Genomic DNA, 16,569 nt, shown 5'->3' with positions numbered 1-16,569 from the left:
TGACCTGCTGGTGTTTCGGGGTAGTGGGCGAGCAGATCGCCGTTGTCGTCCCGGAACCGGATGAGGTCGGCGGTCTCGACCAGAACACGCCGATCTCACAGCTGTGATGACTCTCCGTAGGTGAGTTCTGACAGTATGCCAGCGATGAAGGTATCGGATGCGCTCAGCGCCACAGTCATGCGGTTCCGCCGCACCCGGGCGGACGCTCCCACAGGGCTGATCGCGCCCGTCCGCTCGGACCGGCGCACCAAGAACCTGACCAAACGTCTGCGACCGGGCGACATCGCGGTCGTCGACCACGTCGACCTGGACCGCGTCAGTGCCGAGGCCCTGGTGGGCTGCGGTGTGTCGGCGGTCCTCAACGTCGCCACGAGCATCAGCGGCCGCTACCCCAACCAGGGGCCGGAGATGATCGTGGAGGCGGGAATCCCCCTGGTCGACGACGTCGATCCCGAGGTGTTCACCCGCGTCCGCGACGGTGAGCGGCTCCGCCTGGAGGGCGCCACCCTGTACCGCGGCGACGAGGTCGTCGCGCGCGGCACCCTCCAGGACTCGGGGACCGTCAGCGCGGCGATGGAGGAGGCCCGCGCGGGGCTGGCCACACAGCTGGAGGCCTTCGCGGCCAACACCATGGCCTACCTCCAGCACGAGCGCGACCTGCTCCTGGACGGTATCGGCATCCCCACCATCGAGACCGACATCGAGGGCCGCCACGTCCTCATCGTGGTCCGCGGCTACCACTACCGGGAGGACATCGCGGCGCTGCGGCCCTACATCCGCGAGTTCCGCCCGGTCATCATCGCCGTGGACGGCGGGGCGGACGCGGTCATGGAGGCCGGGTACCGGCCCGACATCATCGTCGGCGACTTCGACTCGGTCTCGGACCGGGCGCTGGCCAGCGGGGCCGAGCTGGTCGTGCACGCCTACCGGGACGGCAGGGCTCCGGGCCTGCCCCGGCTCACCGACCTGGGGCACGGCGCGGTGGTCTTCCCCGCCACGGGCACCAGCGAGGACGTGGCGATGATGCTCGCCGACGGCGCGGGCGCCGCGCTCATCGTGGCGGTGGGCACCCACGCCACCCTGGAGGAGTTCCTCGACAAGGGCCGGGCGGGGATGGCCAGCACCTTCCTGACCCGGTTGCGGGTGGGCGGCAAGCTCGTCGACGCCAAGGGCGTCAGCCGCCTGTACCGCTCGCGCATCTCCCCCTGGGCCCTGCTCGGGCTGGTCGCGGCCTGTCTGCTCACCATCGTGGTCGCCGCCTACAGCTCACCGGCGGGCCAGGTCTACCTCACCTTTCTCGCGGCGCGCTGGGACGCGTTCTCCTACTGGTTGACAGGGCTGTTGACGTGATCGATTTCCGCTACCACCTGGTGTCCATCGTCGCGGTGTTCCTCGCGCTCACGGTGGGGCTCGTCCTGGGGACCACCATGCTCCAGGACCCGCTGCTCAACACGCTCCAGTCCGAGACCGCCGACCTGCGCAGCCAGAGCGAGGACCTGCGCGCCGAGCGCGACGCCGCCGACCAGGTCAACGCCGGGGCCGACCGGATGGCCGAGGCCGTGTCCGACGACACGCTCGCCGGTCTGCTCACCGACCTGGGCGTGGTGGTCGTGACCGCGCCCGGAGCCGACACCGAGACGGCCGACGCCCTGGCCGGGCGTGTGGAGCAGGCGGGCGGCGAGGTCGTCGGCCGGGTCCAGGTCACCGACGCGTTCCTGGACGCCGGCAACGCCACGTTCGTGGACGAGTTGGCCCTACAGATCACCCGGGACCCCCAGGACCTGTCCGGCAGCCCCCACGAGAAGGCGGGCGCCGAGATCGGCCGTGCCCTGGCCGCCTCGGAGGAGGAGTCCTCCGAGGACGGGAGCTCCGGTGACGGGGGCCCCGGTGACGGGGAGGAGGCGTCCCCGTCCGACGACCCGTCCGCGCAGGCGGAGGAGGGCGGCGACGGAGGCTACGACCCGTCGGCCGTCCTGGAGGCCTTCACCGAGGGAGGGCTGATCACGGTCGAGGGGGACCCCGCCGAGTCCTCCGACGCCGTGGTCGTCCTCGCGCCCGCGGGCGGTTCCTCGCCCGAGGGCCAGGATCCGCAGACGGCCAACGCGGTGCTGAACACGATCACCACGGCCCTGCACCAGGAGGTCGGCGCCACCGTGGTGGCCGGTGACGGGCCCTCCGCCCGGGGCGAGGGGATGCTCGCGCAGGCGCGCGCCGCGGAGGCGGCCTTCGCCACCGTGGACGTGGCCAGCCGCCCGATGGGCGAGGTCATCACGGTCCTGGCCCTGGCGGAGAACCTGGAGGAGGCCGGGGGAGCGTACGGCATCGGCGAGGGGGTGGGGGGCTTCCTCCCCGACCCGCTGCCCGAGCCGCGCGAGACCTCCGAGGAGTCCTCGGGCCCCTCGCCGGAGCCCACCGAGAGCGGTGGCGCGAGCGGCGGGGAAGGCGGCGGTACCGGCGAGGCCCGCCGCACGGCGCGGGACGGGGAGTGACACCGGTGACCACCCCCGTTCCCCTCCCGGGTCCCGGATCCGCCGCCGCGCAGTTCGTGGCCCAGGGCCTGACCGGTGCCCTGCTCGGAGCCGCCGCGGCCTCCACCGCCTACTCCCTGCTCACCCGCGGCCGTTCCGCCCGGCCCGGAGCCGCCCGTGCTGCCGGAGCCGCCCGTGCCGCCGGACCCGGCACACCCGAAGCGCCGGACGTCTGGCTGCGCACCAACTTCCGCGGCCGCCGCGTCACCCTGCGCCAGGGTCCCGCTCTGGCCTGCGGCGTGTGCGCGGCCATCCTGCTCGTGCCCGGCCCCGGACCGCGTGTGCGCGCCGCCTCCGCGCTGGCCGCGGCGGGCGCCGCCGCCTTCGGCGTCTACGACGACCTGGCGGGCTCGTCCCGGGCCCGCGGCCTGCGCGGGCACCTGGGAGCCCTGGCGCGCGGCCGGGTCACCAGCGGCATGGTCAAGATGGCGGGTATCGGGGCCACCGGGGTCGCCGCCGCCCGCCTGCTGCGCCGCTCCCCCCTGGACACCGCGCTGGACGGGGCGCTCATCGCCGCCAGCGCCAACCTGCTCAACCTGTTCGACCTGCGCCCCGGACGCGCGGCCAAGGTCGCGCTGATCGCCGCCGCCCCCGCCCTGGCCTCCCCGGCCGCGCCGCTGCTGGGTCCCGTCGTGGGGGCCTCGGCCGTGTTGCTGCCCGACGAGCTCGCCGAGCGCTCCATGCTCGGTGACGCCGGGGCCAACGCCCTGGGCGCCGCGCTGGGCGCGGCCGCCGCGGCCCGGGCGACCCGCCCGGTGCGCGCCGCGCTGCTCGCGGGGGTCGCCGCCCTGACCCTGGCCAGCGAGCGCGTCAGCTTCTCCCGCGTCATCGACCGCGTTCCGGCCCTGCGCCGCCTCGACCGCTGGGGCAGGCACGAGTGAGACGGCCACGGTGTCCCGTAGCATCCAGGGGGTGACGCGCGGAGTAGGCACGGCGGCGGCGCTCATCGCGGTGGTCACCGTGGGGGCCAGGCTGGCGGGGTTCGGGCGCACCGTGGTCTTCTCCCAGACCGTCGGCGACACCTGTCTGGGCACCGCCTACGTCACCGCCAACCAGCTGCCCGCCGTCCTGTTCGAGGTGGTCATCGGCGGGGCGCTCACCGCGGTGGTCGTCCCCGTCCTGGCCGCCGCCGCCCAGCGCGGCGACCACGAACAGGTGCGCCACACCGCCTCGGCGCTCATCACGTGGGTCCTGCTGCTGGCCGTGCCCCTGTCGGCGCTGCTCGCCCTGGTCTCGCCGCCGGCGATGTCGCTCATGCTGGGCGCGGGCGCCGGCTGCGACCGGGACGCCCTGCTCGGGCTCGCCGTCCGCATGCTCGTGGTCTTCGCCCCGCAGATCGTCCTCTACGGTCTGGCCTCGGTGCTCTACGGCGTCCTGCAGTCCCACCGCCGCTTCCTGGCCCCGGCCCTGGCCCCGCTGGTGTCCAGCCTGGTGGTCATCGCCGCCTACGTGGCCTTCGTCCCGCTGGGAGCCGACCACCGCCAGGACGTGGCGGGCCTGCCGTTGGCGGCCGAGCTCGTCCTGTCCCTGGGCACCACCGCCGGGGCGGCCGCGCTCTTCCTCACGGTCGTGGGACCCGCCCGACGGCTGCGGACGCGGCCCCGGCCGCGCCTGACCTTCCCGCCCGGGGTGGGCGGGCGCGTGCGCGCCCTGGCGCTGGCCTCCCTGCTGCCGCTGGCGGCCATGCAGCTGTGCCTGCTGCTGTTCGTGGCCCTGGCCAACCGGGGCGGCGGCGCGGGAGCGGCCGTGCTGCACACCTACGCCTGGGCCCTGTTCACCCTGCCCTACGGGGTGATCGCGGTGCCCATCGCCACCAGCGCGTTCACCGCCCTGGCGGTCGCGCACGCCGAACACGACCGGCGGGGGTTCGCCTCCCTGGTGTCGGGCGGCGCCCGCGCCTGCGTGGTGGTCACCGCGGGGGTGGGTACCGCCCTGGCCGCCGCCGCGGCCCCGGTGGCCCTGGTCTTCGCCCAGCACGACCCGCTGACCCTGGAGCGCGCCCTGCTCGCCTACGCTCCCGGGGTGGTGGGCTTCGGGCTGGTCGCCCTGCTCAGCCGGGCCCTGTACGCCTCGCACCACGGCCGCCTGGCCGCCACGGCCCAGGTGGTGGGGTGGCTGGTGGTGATGTTGTGTGCTGTGGTGTTGGTGTGGGTGTTGCCGCAGGGCTGGTCCATCGCCGGGCTGGGCGCGGCCAGCACGGTCGGCCTGTCCCTGGCCGCGGCCCTGCTGTGCGCGGGGGTGGCGCGCGCGCACGGGCGCGTGGCCCTGGGGGGTGTGGCGCGCTCGGTACTGGCCGCGGCGCTGGGCGGTGTGGTCGGGTGGAGCGCGGGGCGCGCGGTGGCCGCTTCCCTGCCCGCGGAGGGCGTGTGGCAGACGGTGGCGGTGGCCGCGGCGACGGCGACGGCGGCGTTGGCCGCCTACGCGGCCGTCGCGGCGGTGGTGGACCGTCCGGCGGTGCGTGCCGTCGCCGACCGGGTCAGGACCGTACTCGAACGCAGGAGGGGGAGGCGTTGAACGCCAGGATCGCGCTGGTCATCGGTACCAGCAGTGGAGGGGTGGGCCGCCACGTGCGCTCGCTGGGCGCGGGCCTGGTCGCGCGCGGCCACCGGGTGGCGGTGCTGGGCCCGGCCTCCGCCGAGCGCGAGTTCGGCTTCACCTCGGAGGGCATGCGCTTCTCCCCGGTCGGTATCGGCGCGGCGCCCTCCGCGGGCGATCCCGGCGCCGTGCTGCGCCTGCGTGCCCTGACCCGGGGCGCGGACGTGGTCCACGCGCACGGGCTGCGGGCCGGGGCCCTGTGCGCGCTGGCCGGCGCCTCGCCGCTGGTGGTGACCGCGCACAACGCGCCGCCGCTGGTGCGGGGGGCGCTGTCGGCGGCCTACCCGGTGCTGGAGCGGGTCGTGGCGCACCGCGCGGACGTGGTGCTGGGGGTGTCGGGCGACCTGGTGCGCAGGCTGCGCTCGGTCGGTGCGCGCGACGCGCGGCTGGCGGTGGTGGCCGCTCCCGAGACCGGTGCGCCGGTGAACGGGCGCGAGGCCACCCGTGCGGACCTGGCGGTGCGGTCTGAGCGGCCGCTGCTGCTGACCGTCGCCCGCCTGGCCGAGCAGAAGGGGCTGGACATGCTCCTGGCGGCGGCGCCGGCCATCGCCGACCGCCGGCCCGAACCGGTGGTGGCGATCGCCGGGGACGGGCCCCTGTGGGGGGAGCTGCACGACACGGCCGCGGAGATGCGCGCGGACGTGCGCATGCTGGGGCACCGCGCGGACGTGGCCGACCTGCTGGCGGCGGCGGACGTGTTCTGTCTGACCAGCCAGTGGGAGGGGCCCTCGCTGGTGATCATGGAGGCGCTGCGCGCCGGGCTGCCGGTGGTCTCCACCCGGGTCGGCGGCATCCCGGACCTGTACTCGGGGACGGTGCTGATGGTGCCGCCGGGGGATCCGGCGGCGTTCGCCGCGGCCGTGGGCCGGGTGCTGGACGACCCGGCGCTGGCCGAGGACCTGCGGGCGCGCTCGCGCGAGGCGGCCAAGGCGCTGCCGAGCGAGGAGGACGCGGTGGAGGCCGCCGCGGGCGTGTACAAGGCGGTGCTGCGGCGGTGACGTGGGGCGCGCGGGGACGCGGGGAAGGGATGGCCCCGGGGTTCGGTGGACCTGTCCCCGGGGTGCGGTTGATGCCACCTCCGCCGGGACTTCACCTCGCGGGAGTGAAGATGTCATCCTGGACTACGGTCCGGTGTGTGCCGCCCACAGTGCGGTACCGGTATCCTGGCCTGACACGTGAGGGGAGTATCCCTGTCGCGGCGGTGTCGTCATCACGGCGGACAAAGTCGTCCTCCCGGTGCCGCCGGTTCGCAGCGCAGTGCTGTGAGCGGGAGAGACCTCCGGTGGTTCGACGTGCGTGCACACCGCTCGCGCGCACTGACCGGAGGAGAGACCGTCCGTGAACGTTCCCTTGTGGGTGTGGGCCGCCACCATTGGCGCCATGGTCGCCATCCTGGTGATCGACCTCATCATCGTCGACCATCCCTGGAGCAAGACGAAGGGGCCCCAGGAGTTCGGCATGAAGCAGGCCGCCTGGTGGGCGGCCTTCTACATCGGCATCGCGATCCTGTTCGGCTTCGGTGTCTGGTACTTCGGCGGAGGAGCCGCAGGCGCTGAGTACTTCGCCGGGTTCGTCACCGAGAAGAGCCTGAGCATCGACAACCTCTTCGTGTTCTACCTTCTGATGGGCTCCTTCGCGGTGCCCAAGAAGTACCAGCACGAGGTCCTGCTCGTCGGCATCGTCATCGCGCTGGTCATGCGCGGCATCTTCATCGTCCTGGGCGCCCAGGTCATCAACGCCTGGAGCGAGGTCTTCTACCTCTTCGGCGCCTTCCTCATCTACACCGGTTACAAGATCGTCCGCGACCACATGAAGGGCGACGAGGAGGAGAAGGACTTCACCCAGACCCCGGTGGTGCGCCTCCTCAAGCGCTTCTGGCCGGTGACCGACGACTACCACGGCGCCCACCTCACCGTGAAGCTCGACGGCAAGCGCCACATCACGCCGATGCTGCTGGTCATCGTCGCGATCGGCATGATCGACCTGGTCTTCGCCGTCGACTCCATCCCGGCGATCTTCGGTCTGACCCAGGACGCCTACATCGTCTTCACCGCCAACGCCTTCGCCCTGCTGGGCCTGCGCCAGCTGTACTTCCTGCTGGCCGGTCTGATGGACCGCCTGGCCTACATCAGCTGGGGCCTGTCGGCGATCATGGTCTTCATCGGCGTGAAGATGATCCTGCACGCCCTGCACGAGAACGGCGTGCCCACGCCCGAGATCGGCATCGGCCTGTCCCTGACCGTCATCCTCGGCATCATGACCATCACCATCGTCGGCAGCCTGATCAAGTCCCGCGTCGACGAGCGCAAGAACCCCGAGCTCAAGACCGAGCGCGACCCCTCGGTCGACTCCCCGGCGGACCGCTCCTGAGCGGACGGCGGGCCCGCACGCCCGTCGAGGACATTCCAGAAAACGGCCGGATTCGAACAGCCGTTCGTCTATAGTGGTGGCACCCTGAGCGCTCCGGCGCCGGGGTGCCATCTCGTTTTCCGAGGTGGAAGAAACCGTCGTCGGTGGTCGTTAGGCTGGACGGGCGGGAGGCGAGCGCGTCCTCCCCCCTCTCCTCAGCGGCCCGCCTCCGGGGCCCGGGCGGTCTCCGGGAGGCCCCCGACCGCCGCACGCGAAGTTCCACACGGGTCAGCCGACGTCACGCGACGGGGTCCGCGTCCTGTGCGCCAGAGCCGAAGGATGTCTCACTCGATGGTCGAACAACTGGTAGTCCGGGGAGCCCGGGAGCACAACCTCAAGGACGTCTCGCTGGACCTGCCGCGCGACTCCATGATCGTGTTCACCGGCCTGTCCGGTTCGGGCAAGTCATCGCTGGCCTTCGACACGATCTTCGCCGAGGGCCAGCGGCGCTACGTGGAGTCCCTGTCGGCCTACGCCCGCCAGTTCCTGGGGCAGATGGACAAGCCGGACGTGGACTTCATCGAGGGCCTGTCCCCGGCGGTGTCCATCGACCAGAAGTCCACCAGCCGCAACCCCCGCTCGACCGTCGGCACCATCACCGAGGTCTACGACTACCTGCGGCTGCTGTGGGCGCGCATCGGCGTCCCGCACTGTCCCGAGTGCCGCCGCGAGATCGCGCGCCAGACCCCGCAGCAGATCGTGGACCGCGTCCTGGAGATGGAGGAGGGCACCCGCTTCCAGGTGCTCGCCCCCGTCGTGCGCGGGCGCAAGGGCGAGTACGTCGAGCTGTTCAAGGACCTCCAGTCCAAGGGCTACACCCGCGCGGTCGTGGACGGGCAGGCCGTGCGTCTGGACGAGGCGCCCAAGCTGGGCCGCTACGACAAGCACGACATCGCCGTGGTCGTGGACCGCCTCAGCGTCAAGCCCTCCTCCCGCGGGCGCCTGACCGACTCGGTGGAGACGGCGCTCAAACTCGCCGGGGGCACCATCGTCCTGGACTTCGTGGACGTGGAGGCCGGGGACCCCGACCGCGAGAAGGTCTTCTCCGAGCACCTGTACTGCCCCTACGACGACCTGTCCTTCGAGCAGCTCGAACCGCGCTCCTTCTCCTTCAACGCCCCCTACGGTGCCTGCGCCGAGTGCTCCGGCCTGGGCACGCGTATGGAGGTCGACCCCGAGCTGCTGGTCCCCGACCCCGAGAGGACGCTGGCCGAGGGCGCCATCGGCCCCTGGTCCGGCGGGCCCAACAGCGGCTACTGGGAGCGCATCCTCAAGGCGGTGGGCGAGGCGATCGGCTTCGACCTGGACACCCCCTGGGAGCGGCTGCCGCGCCGCGCGCGCAAGGCCCTGCTGGAGGGGCACGACACCCAGGTCCACGTCAGCTACCGCAACCGGTACGGGCGCAACCGCTCCTACTACACCGAGTTCGAGGGCGTCATTCCCTGGGTCAAGCGCCGCCACTCCGAGACCGAGAGCGACTACGGCCGCGAACGGCTGGAGGGGTACATGCGCACCGTGCCCTGCCCGACCTGCGAGGGCACGCGCCTCAAGTCGGTCGTGCTCGCGGTGACCGTGGGCGGCCGGTCCATCGCCGAGGTCGCCCAGATGCCGCTCAGCGACAGCGCGGCCTTCCTGGCCGAGCTCAGGCTCTCCGACCGCGACGCGGTCATCGCCGCCCAGGTGCTCAAGGAGATCAACGCCCGGCTCGGCTTCCTGCTCGACGTCGGCCTGGACTACCTGAGCCTGGCGCGCTCCTCGGGCTCGCTCTCGGGCGGGGAGGCCCAGCGCATCCGCCTGGCCACCCAGATCGGCTCCGGCCTGGTGGGCGTGCTGTACGTGCTGGACGAGCCCTCCATCGGCCTGCACCAGCGCGACAACGCGCGTCTGCTGGAGACCCTCCAGCGGCTGCGCGACATCGGCAACACGCTCATCGTCGTCGAACACGACGAGGACACCATCCGCGCCGCAGACTGGGTCGTGGACATCGGCCCCGGCGCGGGCGAGCACGGCGGCCACGTCGTGGTCTCGGGGATCGTGGACGAGCTGCTCACCTCCGAGGACTCGCTCACCGGCGAGTACCTGTCCGGCAAGCGCGGCATCGAGGTGCCCGTCGAGCGCCGACCCCTCACCCGGGGGCACGAGCTGGTGGTCCGGGGGGCGCGCGAGAACAACCTCCACGGGATCGACGTCGCCTTCCCGCTGGGCGTGTTCACCGCCGTCACCGGCGTGTCCGGTTCGGGCAAGTCCACCCTGGTCAACGAGATCCTCTACAAGGCGCTGGCCAAGGAGCTCAACGGCGCGCGCGACGTGCCCGGCCGCCACCTGCGGGTCAACGGCACGAACAAGGTCGACAAGGTCGTGCACGTGGACCAGAGCCCCATCGGGCGGACCCCGCGCTCCAACCCGGCCACCTACTCGGGGGTCTTCGACCACATCCGCAAGCTGTTCGCGCAGACCACCGACGCCAAGACGCGCGGCTACCAGCCGGGCCGGTTCTCCTTCAACGTCAAGGGCGGCCGCTGCGAGGCCTGCTCCGGCGACGGCACGCTCAAGATCGAGATGCAGTTCCTGCCCGACGTCTACGTGCCCTGCGAGGTGTGCCACGGCGCCCGGTACAACCGGGAGACCCTCCAGGTCCGCTACAAGGGCAAGAACATCTCCGAGGTCCTCAACATGCCGATCTCGGAGGCCCTGGAGTTCTTCGAGCCGATCAACGCCATCCGCCGCCACCTCCAGACCCTGGCCGACGTCGGCCTGGGCTACGTGCGGCTGGGCCAGCCCGCCACCACGCTGTCGGGCGGTGAGGCGCAGCGGGTCAAGCTCGCCGCCGAGCTCCAGCGCCGCTCCACCGGGCGGACGGTGTACGTGCTCGACGAGCCCACGACCGGCCTGCACTTCGAGGACATCCGCAAGCTGCTGGGCGTGCTCAACCGGCTGGCCGACACCGGCAACACGGTGATCGTCATCGAGCACAACCTCGACGTCATCAAGACGGCCGACCACGTCGTCGACATGGGTCCCGAGGGCGGCTCCGGCGGCGGCAGCGTGGTCGCGCAGGGAACCCCGGAGGAGGTCGCCGCGGTGGCCGAGTCCTACACCGGGCGGTTCCTGGCCAAGATGCTCTGAACCCGCGCCCGGCGGCTCCGCCGCCCCGCGCCCCGTCCCGGTCTCCGGCGCGGGGCGCGGGGCCGTCTGAGACCACATCGGGTTGGCGGGTTCGCGACACGTGTCTCATCTGAGTAGAGTCGGATGTGTCCGTGCCTGCGCCCGGCGGCTTCCCGCCCCCGGCGCCGCGTCCGCGCCAGGCCCCCGCGCGACTCCGATGACCCGCCCTGGAGGTTGGCCAGCTCATGAACGTCCCTCCCCAGCCGGACCACAGCGGGCCAACGCCTTCTGGGGCCCAACAGCCCCCGCCCTACCCGGGACACCAGGAGCCCTCCAGCGCTCACACCGGCTTCCACGCGGGCTTCCACGCAGACGCCCCTTTCGGCGCGCAGGGCCCCGAGCCCGTGGAGCGGCTCTACCCCCTGGCCGCCTGGCGGTCGCGGGTGTACGCGCGCGGTGTCGACCTGCTCCTGGTCGCCCTGCCCGCGCTGCTGCTGGCGCTCGTGCTCTCCCTGGCCTGGGTGGGCGTCCAGGCGGTCGGCTCCGGCAGCACCGCCGGTATCGACGACCGCTACCCGCTCTTCCTGTCGGTGACCTTCTTCCTGCTCTACACCGGCTACGAGACCCTCGCCCTCTCCCGCTGGCAGCAGACGCTGGGCAAGCGCCGCGTCGGGCTGAGGGTCGCCACCCAGTCCGGGAGCGGCAGCCTGGGTGCGCCGCCCCTCGCGGCCCTGACGGTGCGCGCCGCGCTGTTGGCCCTGCCCTTCCTGCTGTTCTTCCTGCTCTTCACCACCGGCTGGATCTGGTGGGTGCTGGTGGTGGCCGTGACGGCGCTGCTCACCGGCGGGATGGCGGCCTGGAACCGACCCAACCGGCAGGGACTCCACGACCGGATCGCCGGGACCGTGGTGCTCGACGTGGGCGCGGCGGATCCGCGCTCCCCGGCGCCGCCCCCGTATCCGCCGCAGGGCTGAGGGTTCTCGCACACACCCCGGAACCCGGGCACCCCGCCGTACCTACTACATTGTGTAGTGATATTTCGGCGCAGGTGAGGAGCGTTTCGTCGTGGCCGGTAAGAGGACGTGCGGGTGCGGGATGAGCAGGCGCCGACTGCTCGGGACGGCGGGGACGGCCGCGGCCGTCACGGCCGTGAGCGCCTGCGGCGGACAGGAGCCCAAGCCCCAGGAGGTCCGGTACGGCCAGGTGGTCGGCCAGACCACCGACGTCCCCGAGGGGGCGGGAGCGGTCTTCAGCAACAGCAAGCTGGTCGTGACCCAGCCCGAGGCGGGCGACTACCGGGCCTTCGGCGCCTCGTGCACGCACGCGGGCTGCACCGTCCAGGAGGTGGACGAGGTCATCCGGTGCCTGTGCCACGGCAGCGAGTTCGACATCTCCACCGGGGAGGCCCTGGTGGGTCCGGCGCAGGAGCCGCTGGAGCCGTTCGAGGTCACCGTCGAGGGCACCGACATCATCCTCCAGGGCCCCTCATCCTGAGGGGACCGGCGGGCGGGCCGGAGCGGGGCGAGGGCCCCGCGGGCTCCCACCCGCCACCGACACCACGGCGCCCGGAGCGGATCCGCTCCGGGCGCCGTCGCGTGTGCGGCTCGGTCGGGGTCAGGCCTCGCCGGGGTCGCCCCCGGGCGGGCCGCTGACGCCGTTGGGCTCGTGGCGCCGGAACGCCGAGGTGGGGAACTGGGCGGCGTAGGCGGCCTCGTCCTCGTCGTCGGCGGCCAGGAACTGGGCGCGGTGGCGCGGCAGGGACTCGGGGTAGTTCTCGACCAGCCAGCCGATCAGGTGCTCGCGGATCTCACAGGCGATGTCCCACTGGTGTCCGGTGTCGGCGGCGGTGGCCACCACCCGCACCATCACCTCGCCGGTCGGGGCGATGTCCACGACCTGGCAGGACCAGCTGCGTCCGTCCCAGTGGTCGCTGCGGGTGATCAGGCGCCCGGTCTCCTCGCGCATCTCCTCGATCGGGACCTCCCAGTCCAGCGGGAACACCACCTTGGCGGTGATCGCCGTGCCCTGCTTGGTCCAGTTCTCGAAGCTGGTCGTGGTGAAGTTGGCGACCGGGACCACCAGGCGGCGCTCGTCCCAGATCTTGATGGTGACGTTGACCAGGCTCAGCTCCTCGACCCGGCCCCACTCGCCCTCGACCACGACCACGTCGCCGATGCGCAGGGCGTCGCTGAAGGCCAGCTGGAGCCCGGCGAACAGGTTGGACAGCGTGGACTGGGCGGCCACACCGGCGACGATGCCGATGACGCCCGCGGAGGCCAGCAGCCCGGCGCCGAGCGCGCGGACCTCGTCGAAGGTGAACAGGATGGCGGCGACCGCCAGCACCACGATGATCGAGGTGATCACCCGGCGCAGCAGCCGCACCTGGGTCTGGATGCGCCGCGCCTTGCGGTCGGCGTCGCCGTTGGCGACCGACAGCCGGGCCAGCACCATGTCCGTGACGGCGTAGGCCAGGCTGACGCCCAGGCCCGTCAGCGTCGCGATCATGAGGATGCTCATCGCGTGGTCGATGGCCTGGTACGTGCCCCAGTCCACGTTGGCGGGGCTGGGCAGTGACAGGTTCGCGCCGACCACCGCGGCCGCGCCGTAACTCGTGTAGGTCGTGCGGTGGACCACGTACTGGGACACCCGCCAGGCTTTGCCCAGCTTGTGCTTGAGTACCCAGCGCAGGGCGAAGACCAGCAGCACCGCGACCGTGACGGTGACGCCGACCGTGATCCATTGGGGCAGGCTCACGACGAAGGGCCCCTCTTGTCGTCGATGTCGGGAAGTTCCTGTGTACCCGCCCAACCTAGAGCATGCGGATACCCAATCGTGACGTTTGGCTTACCCGCGCCGGAGGCGCGCGGGCGCGTGCGGCGCCCGGAGAACGGGCCCGGCGCGCGGGGGCCCGCGGGGTGAGACGCGCCACGCACGGGGCGCACGGGGCTCGGTTGGCCGTATGTCCCCCCGACCTACCACAATGGGACCATGGCTGCGACTCCTCACCTGCGCCCCGCGCCCGGATCGATCCCCACCGACCCGGGCGTGTACCGGTTCCGGGACTCCTCGGGACGCGTGATCTACGTGGGCAAGGCCAAGAACCTGCGGTCCCGGCTCTCCTCCTACTTCCGCGACTTCGCCGGACTGCACCCGCGCACGCAGCAGATGGTCTCCACCGCGGCCGACGTCGACTGGACGATCGTCGGCACCGAGGTGGAGGCCCTCCAGCTGGAGTACTCCTGGATCAAGCAGTACGACCCCCGGTTCAACGTCAAGTACCGCGACGACAAGAGCTACCCCTACCTGGCGGTCACCCTCAACGAGGAGTTCCCCCGGGTGCAGGTCATGCGCGGCGCCAAGCGCAGGGGGGTGCGCTACTTCGGCCCCTACTCCCACGCCTGGGCCATCCGCGAGACCGTGGACCTGCTGCTGCGGGTCTTCCCCGTGCGCACCTGCTCGCCGGGGGTGTTCCGCGGCGCCCGCAACAGCGGCCGACCCTGCCTGCTCGGCTACATCGGCAAGTGCGTGGCCCCCTGCGTCGGCAAGGCCTCGCCCGAGGACCACCGGGCCCTGGCCGAGGACTTCTGCTCCTTCCTGGCGGGCGACACCGGCCGGTTCCTGCGCGAGCTGGAGGGGCGGATGCGCGAGGCCGCCGGGGAGATGGAGTACGAGCGGGCCGCCCGTATCCGCGACGACATCGAGGCCCTGCGCGCCGCCCTGGAGAAGCAGGCCGTCGTCCTGCCCGACTCCACCGACTGCGACGTCATCGCCATGGCCGACGACCCGCTGGAGGCGGCCGTGCAGATCTTCCACGTGCGCGGCGGGCGCATCCGCGGCCAGCGCGGCTACGTGGTGGACAAGATGACCGACGCCGGCCCCGGCGAACTGATCGCGACCTTCCTCGGCCAGATCTACGGACCCACCCAGGGCGAGGACGAGAGCGGGGGAACCGGCACCGCCGTCCCCCGCGAGGTCCTGGTCTCCCACGAGCCCGCCGACCCCGCCGCCATGGCCGCCTGGCTGTCGGAGCACCGCGGCTCCTCGGTGGACCTGCGGGTGCCCCAGCGGGGCGACAAGAAGTCCCTGATGGAGACCGTCGCCAAGAACGCGGCCGAGTCGCTGGCCCGGCACAAGACCCACCGGGCCGGGGACCTGAGCACCCGCGGCCGCGCCCTCCAGGAGATCCAGGAGGCCCTGGAGCTGTCCGAGGCACCGCTGCGCATCGAGTGCTTCGACATCTCCAACCTCCAGGGCGAGCACGTGGTGGCGTCCATGGTCGTCTTCGAGGACGGCCTGGCCCGCAAGTCCGAGTACCGCCGCTTCTCCGTCCGCGGCAGCGGCGAGGGCGGCCGCGAGCAGCACGACGTCGCGGCCATGTACGAGGTCGTCCACCGGCGCTTCCGGCGCTACCTGGAGGAGAGCGCCAGGAGCGGCGAGGTCGCCCGCATGGGCGAGACCGGCGACCACGGTGGTCACCAAAGTGACGACGAGCCGTCACCCGGGAAGTTCGCCTATCCGCCTAACCTTGTGGTGGTGGACGGCGCCCGGCCCCAGGCCGAGGCGGCGCGCCGCGCCCTGGACGAACTCGGGATCGAGGACGTCGCCGTGTGCGGTCTGGCCAAGCGCCTGGAGGAGGTGTGGTTGCCCGGCGACGAGGACCCGGTGATCCTGCCCCGCGCGGGCGAGGGGCTCTACCTGCTCCAACGGGTGCGCGACGAGGCCCACCGCTTCGCCATCCAGTACCACCGGCACAAGCGCGCCAAGGCGCTGACCGGCAGCAGCCTGGACGAACTGCCCGGTCTGGGCCCGTCCCGCAGGACGGCCCTGATCAAGGCGTTCGGCTCGGTGCGCAGGCTCGCCTCGGCCACGGCCGAGGAGATCGCGGCGGTGCCCGGGATCGGTCCCAAGCTGGCCGAGGCCGTGCACGCGCACCTGTCCGGCGGCCCCGCCGGAGCAGGCGGCCAGGGCGACGGAGCACCAGCACAGCACATCACTGACGGGGGAGGAGACGCATGACGGTCGAACTGGGCGGGGAACTGCCACCCGAGGTGGTCATCGTCACCGGCATGTCCGGTGCGGGCCGCAGCACGGCGGCCAGGGCCCTGGAGGACCTGGACTGGTTCGTGGTGGACAACCTGCCGCCCGGCCTGCTGCCGACGATGATCGAGCTGGCCGGACGCACGCACGGGGCGGTGCCGCGGGTCGCCGTGGTCGTCGACGTGCGCTCGCTGGCCTTCACCGAGGACCTGCTGTCCACGGTGGAGGAACTGCGCAAGCGCGACATCACCGCGCGCGTGCTCTATCTGGAGGCCGGAGACGACGCCCTGGTCCGCCGGTTCGAGGGCGTGCGCAGGCCCCACCCCCTCCAGGGCGACGGGCGCCTGACCGACGGCATCGACCGCGAGCGCGAGACCCTGCGGGCGGTGCGCGGCGAGGCCGACCTGGTCATCGACACCTCCCAGCTCAACGTGCACCAGCTCAAGGCCCGGGTGATCGGCTTCTTCGGGGAGAGCGACGAGGCGCGTCCCCGCGCCAACGTGGTCTCCTTCGGGTTCAAGCACGGTCTGCCCGTGGACGCGGACCTGGTGCTGGACTGCCGCTTCCTGCCCAATCCCCACTGGGTGCCCGAGCTGCGGCCGATGAACGGCCGCGACGACGCGGTGAGCGACTACGTCCTGGCCCAGGACGGGGCCAAGGAGATGCTGGAGGCCTACTCCGACGTCCTCAAGCTGACTATCGCCGGGTACCAGCGCGAGGGCAAGCACTACATGACGCTGGCGGTGGGCTGTACCGGGGGCAAGCACCGCAGTGTGGCCATGGCCGAGCAGTTCGCCGACCGGCTGCGCGGCCAGGGTGTGGACGTGCACGTGGTCCACCGGGACGTCGGACGGGAGTGACCCGCGGGCGCCCGACACGCGCCCTGCCCGCGGTG

The 16,569-nt window shown here is 72.6% G+C and carries 12 protein-coding genes; 11 read left to right on the top strand and 1 reads right to left on the bottom strand.

Annotated features, from left to right (window positions below):
• The first annotated feature begins 177 nt into the window (after nucleotides 1–177).
• The 9 genes from steA to ACSIH6_RS22240 all read left to right on the top strand — a co-directional run bounded on the left by steA (nucleotide 178) and on the right by ACSIH6_RS22240 (nucleotide 12,131).
• Nucleotides 178–1,350: a putative cytokinetic ring protein SteA gene (gene steA / locus ACSIH6_RS22280; RefSeq protein ID WP_435110265.1), complete on the top strand. Its 1,173-nt coding sequence runs from the start codon at nucleotides 178–180 to the stop codon at nucleotides 1,348–1,350.
• Entirely contained in the window at nucleotides 1,347–2,489 is a 1,143-nt protein-coding gene (locus ACSIH6_RS22275) for a copper transporter (RefSeq protein WP_435110251.1), read from the top strand. The genes steA and ACSIH6_RS22275 overlap by 4 nt, the downstream gene beginning before the upstream one ends.
• A 5-nt stretch (nucleotides 2,490–2,494) precedes the next feature.
• Complete coding sequence (locus ACSIH6_RS22270; protein ID WP_435110250.1) at nucleotides 2,495–3,409, top strand: hypothetical protein; 915 nt, start codon at nucleotides 2,495–2,497, stop codon at nucleotides 3,407–3,409.
• Between the two features lie 10 nt (nucleotides 3,410–3,419).
• Nucleotides 3,420–5,042: a murein biosynthesis integral membrane protein MurJ gene (murJ, locus tag ACSIH6_RS22265; protein ID WP_435110249.1), complete on the top strand. Its 1,623-nt coding sequence runs from the start codon at nucleotides 3,420–3,422 to the stop codon at nucleotides 5,040–5,042.
• On the top strand, nucleotides 5,039–6,121 hold the full coding sequence (locus ACSIH6_RS22260) for a glycosyltransferase family 4 protein (protein WP_435110248.1): 1,083 nt from the start codon (nucleotides 5,039–5,041) through the stop codon (nucleotides 6,119–6,121). The genes murJ and ACSIH6_RS22260 overlap by 4 nt, the downstream gene beginning before the upstream one ends.
• A 340-nt stretch (nucleotides 6,122–6,461) precedes the next feature.
• On the top strand, nucleotides 6,462–7,493 hold the full coding sequence (locus ACSIH6_RS22255; RefSeq protein ID WP_435110247.1) for a TerC family protein: 1,032 nt from the start codon (nucleotides 6,462–6,464) through the stop codon (nucleotides 7,491–7,493).
• Nucleotides 7,494–7,823: 330 nt separating this feature from the next.
• Nucleotides 7,824–10,658 (top strand): excinuclease ABC subunit UvrA, encoded by a 2,835-nt coding sequence (gene uvrA, locus ACSIH6_RS22250; protein WP_435110246.1) that lies wholly within the window; start codon nucleotides 7,824–7,826, stop codon nucleotides 10,656–10,658.
• Between the two features lie 224 nt (nucleotides 10,659–10,882).
• Nucleotides 10,883–11,611, top strand: coding sequence for an RDD family protein (locus tag ACSIH6_RS22245; protein WP_435110245.1), 729 nt, complete (start codon nucleotides 10,883–10,885; stop codon nucleotides 11,609–11,611).
• Between the two features lie 121 nt (nucleotides 11,612–11,732).
• A complete protein-coding gene (locus ACSIH6_RS22240) occupies nucleotides 11,733–12,131 on the top strand; it encodes a Rieske (2Fe-2S) protein (protein WP_017567647.1) in 399 nt (132 codons plus the stop codon).
• 120 nt (nucleotides 12,132–12,251) lie between these two features.
• On the opposite strand, the gene ACSIH6_RS22235 is transcribed toward ACSIH6_RS22240, so the two are convergent.
• The gene (locus ACSIH6_RS22235; RefSeq protein WP_435110244.1) at nucleotides 12,252–13,391 is read right to left on the bottom strand and encodes a mechanosensitive ion channel family protein; all 1,140 of its coding nucleotides are present in this window, start codon (nucleotides 13,389–13,391) and stop codon (nucleotides 12,252–12,254) included.
• Between the two features lie 234 nt (nucleotides 13,392–13,625).
• Here ACSIH6_RS22235 and uvrC point away from each other — a divergent pair, with 234 nt between their 5' ends.
• Both uvrC and rapZ read left to right on the top strand, forming a co-directional pair.
• Nucleotides 13,626–15,653, top strand: a complete 2,028-nt coding sequence (gene uvrC, locus ACSIH6_RS22230) for an excinuclease ABC subunit UvrC (protein WP_435110243.1) — start codon at nucleotides 13,626–13,628, stop codon at nucleotides 15,651–15,653.
• The gene (rapZ, locus tag ACSIH6_RS22225; RefSeq protein ID WP_435110242.1) at nucleotides 15,650–16,534 is read left to right on the top strand and encodes an RNase adapter RapZ; all 885 of its coding nucleotides are present in this window, start codon (nucleotides 15,650–15,652) and stop codon (nucleotides 16,532–16,534) included. Before uvrC ends, rapZ begins: the two co-directional genes overlap by 4 nt.
• Nucleotides 16,535–16,569: the final 35 nt, after the last annotated feature.

Origin of the sequence: Nocardiopsis synnemataformans (assembly GCF_965343085.1) — a bacterium.
GTDB lineage: Bacteria > Actinomycetota > Actinomycetes > Streptosporangiales > Streptosporangiaceae > Nocardiopsis > Nocardiopsis alborubida.
Note: the sequence above shows the minus strand (reverse complement) of the source record. Positions and strands in the feature narration are given on the sequence as shown.

What these genes read in the sequence shown, in the direction of transcription:
- steA (WP_435110265.1), top strand. Translation starts at nt 178, where the DNA reads ATGCGGTTCCGCCGCACCCGGGCGGACGCTCCCACAGGGCTGATCGCG.
- uvrA (WP_435110246.1), top strand. Translation starts at nt 7,824, where the DNA reads ATGGTCGAACAACTGGTAGTCCGGGGAGCCCGGGAGCACAACCTCAAG.
- ACSIH6_RS22245 (WP_435110245.1), top strand. Translation starts at nt 10,883, where the DNA reads ATGAACGTCCCTCCCCAGCCGGACCACAGCGGGCCAACGCCTTCTGGG.
- ACSIH6_RS22240 (WP_017567647.1), top strand. Translation starts at nt 11,733, where the DNA reads ATGAGCAGGCGCCGACTGCTCGGGACGGCGGGGACGGCCGCGGCCGTC.
- uvrC (WP_435110243.1), top strand. Translation starts at nt 13,626, where the DNA reads ATGGCTGCGACTCCTCACCTGCGCCCCGCGCCCGGATCGATCCCCACC.
- rapZ (WP_435110242.1), top strand. Translation starts at nt 15,650, where the DNA reads ATGACGGTCGAACTGGGCGGGGAACTGCCACCCGAGGTGGTCATCGTC.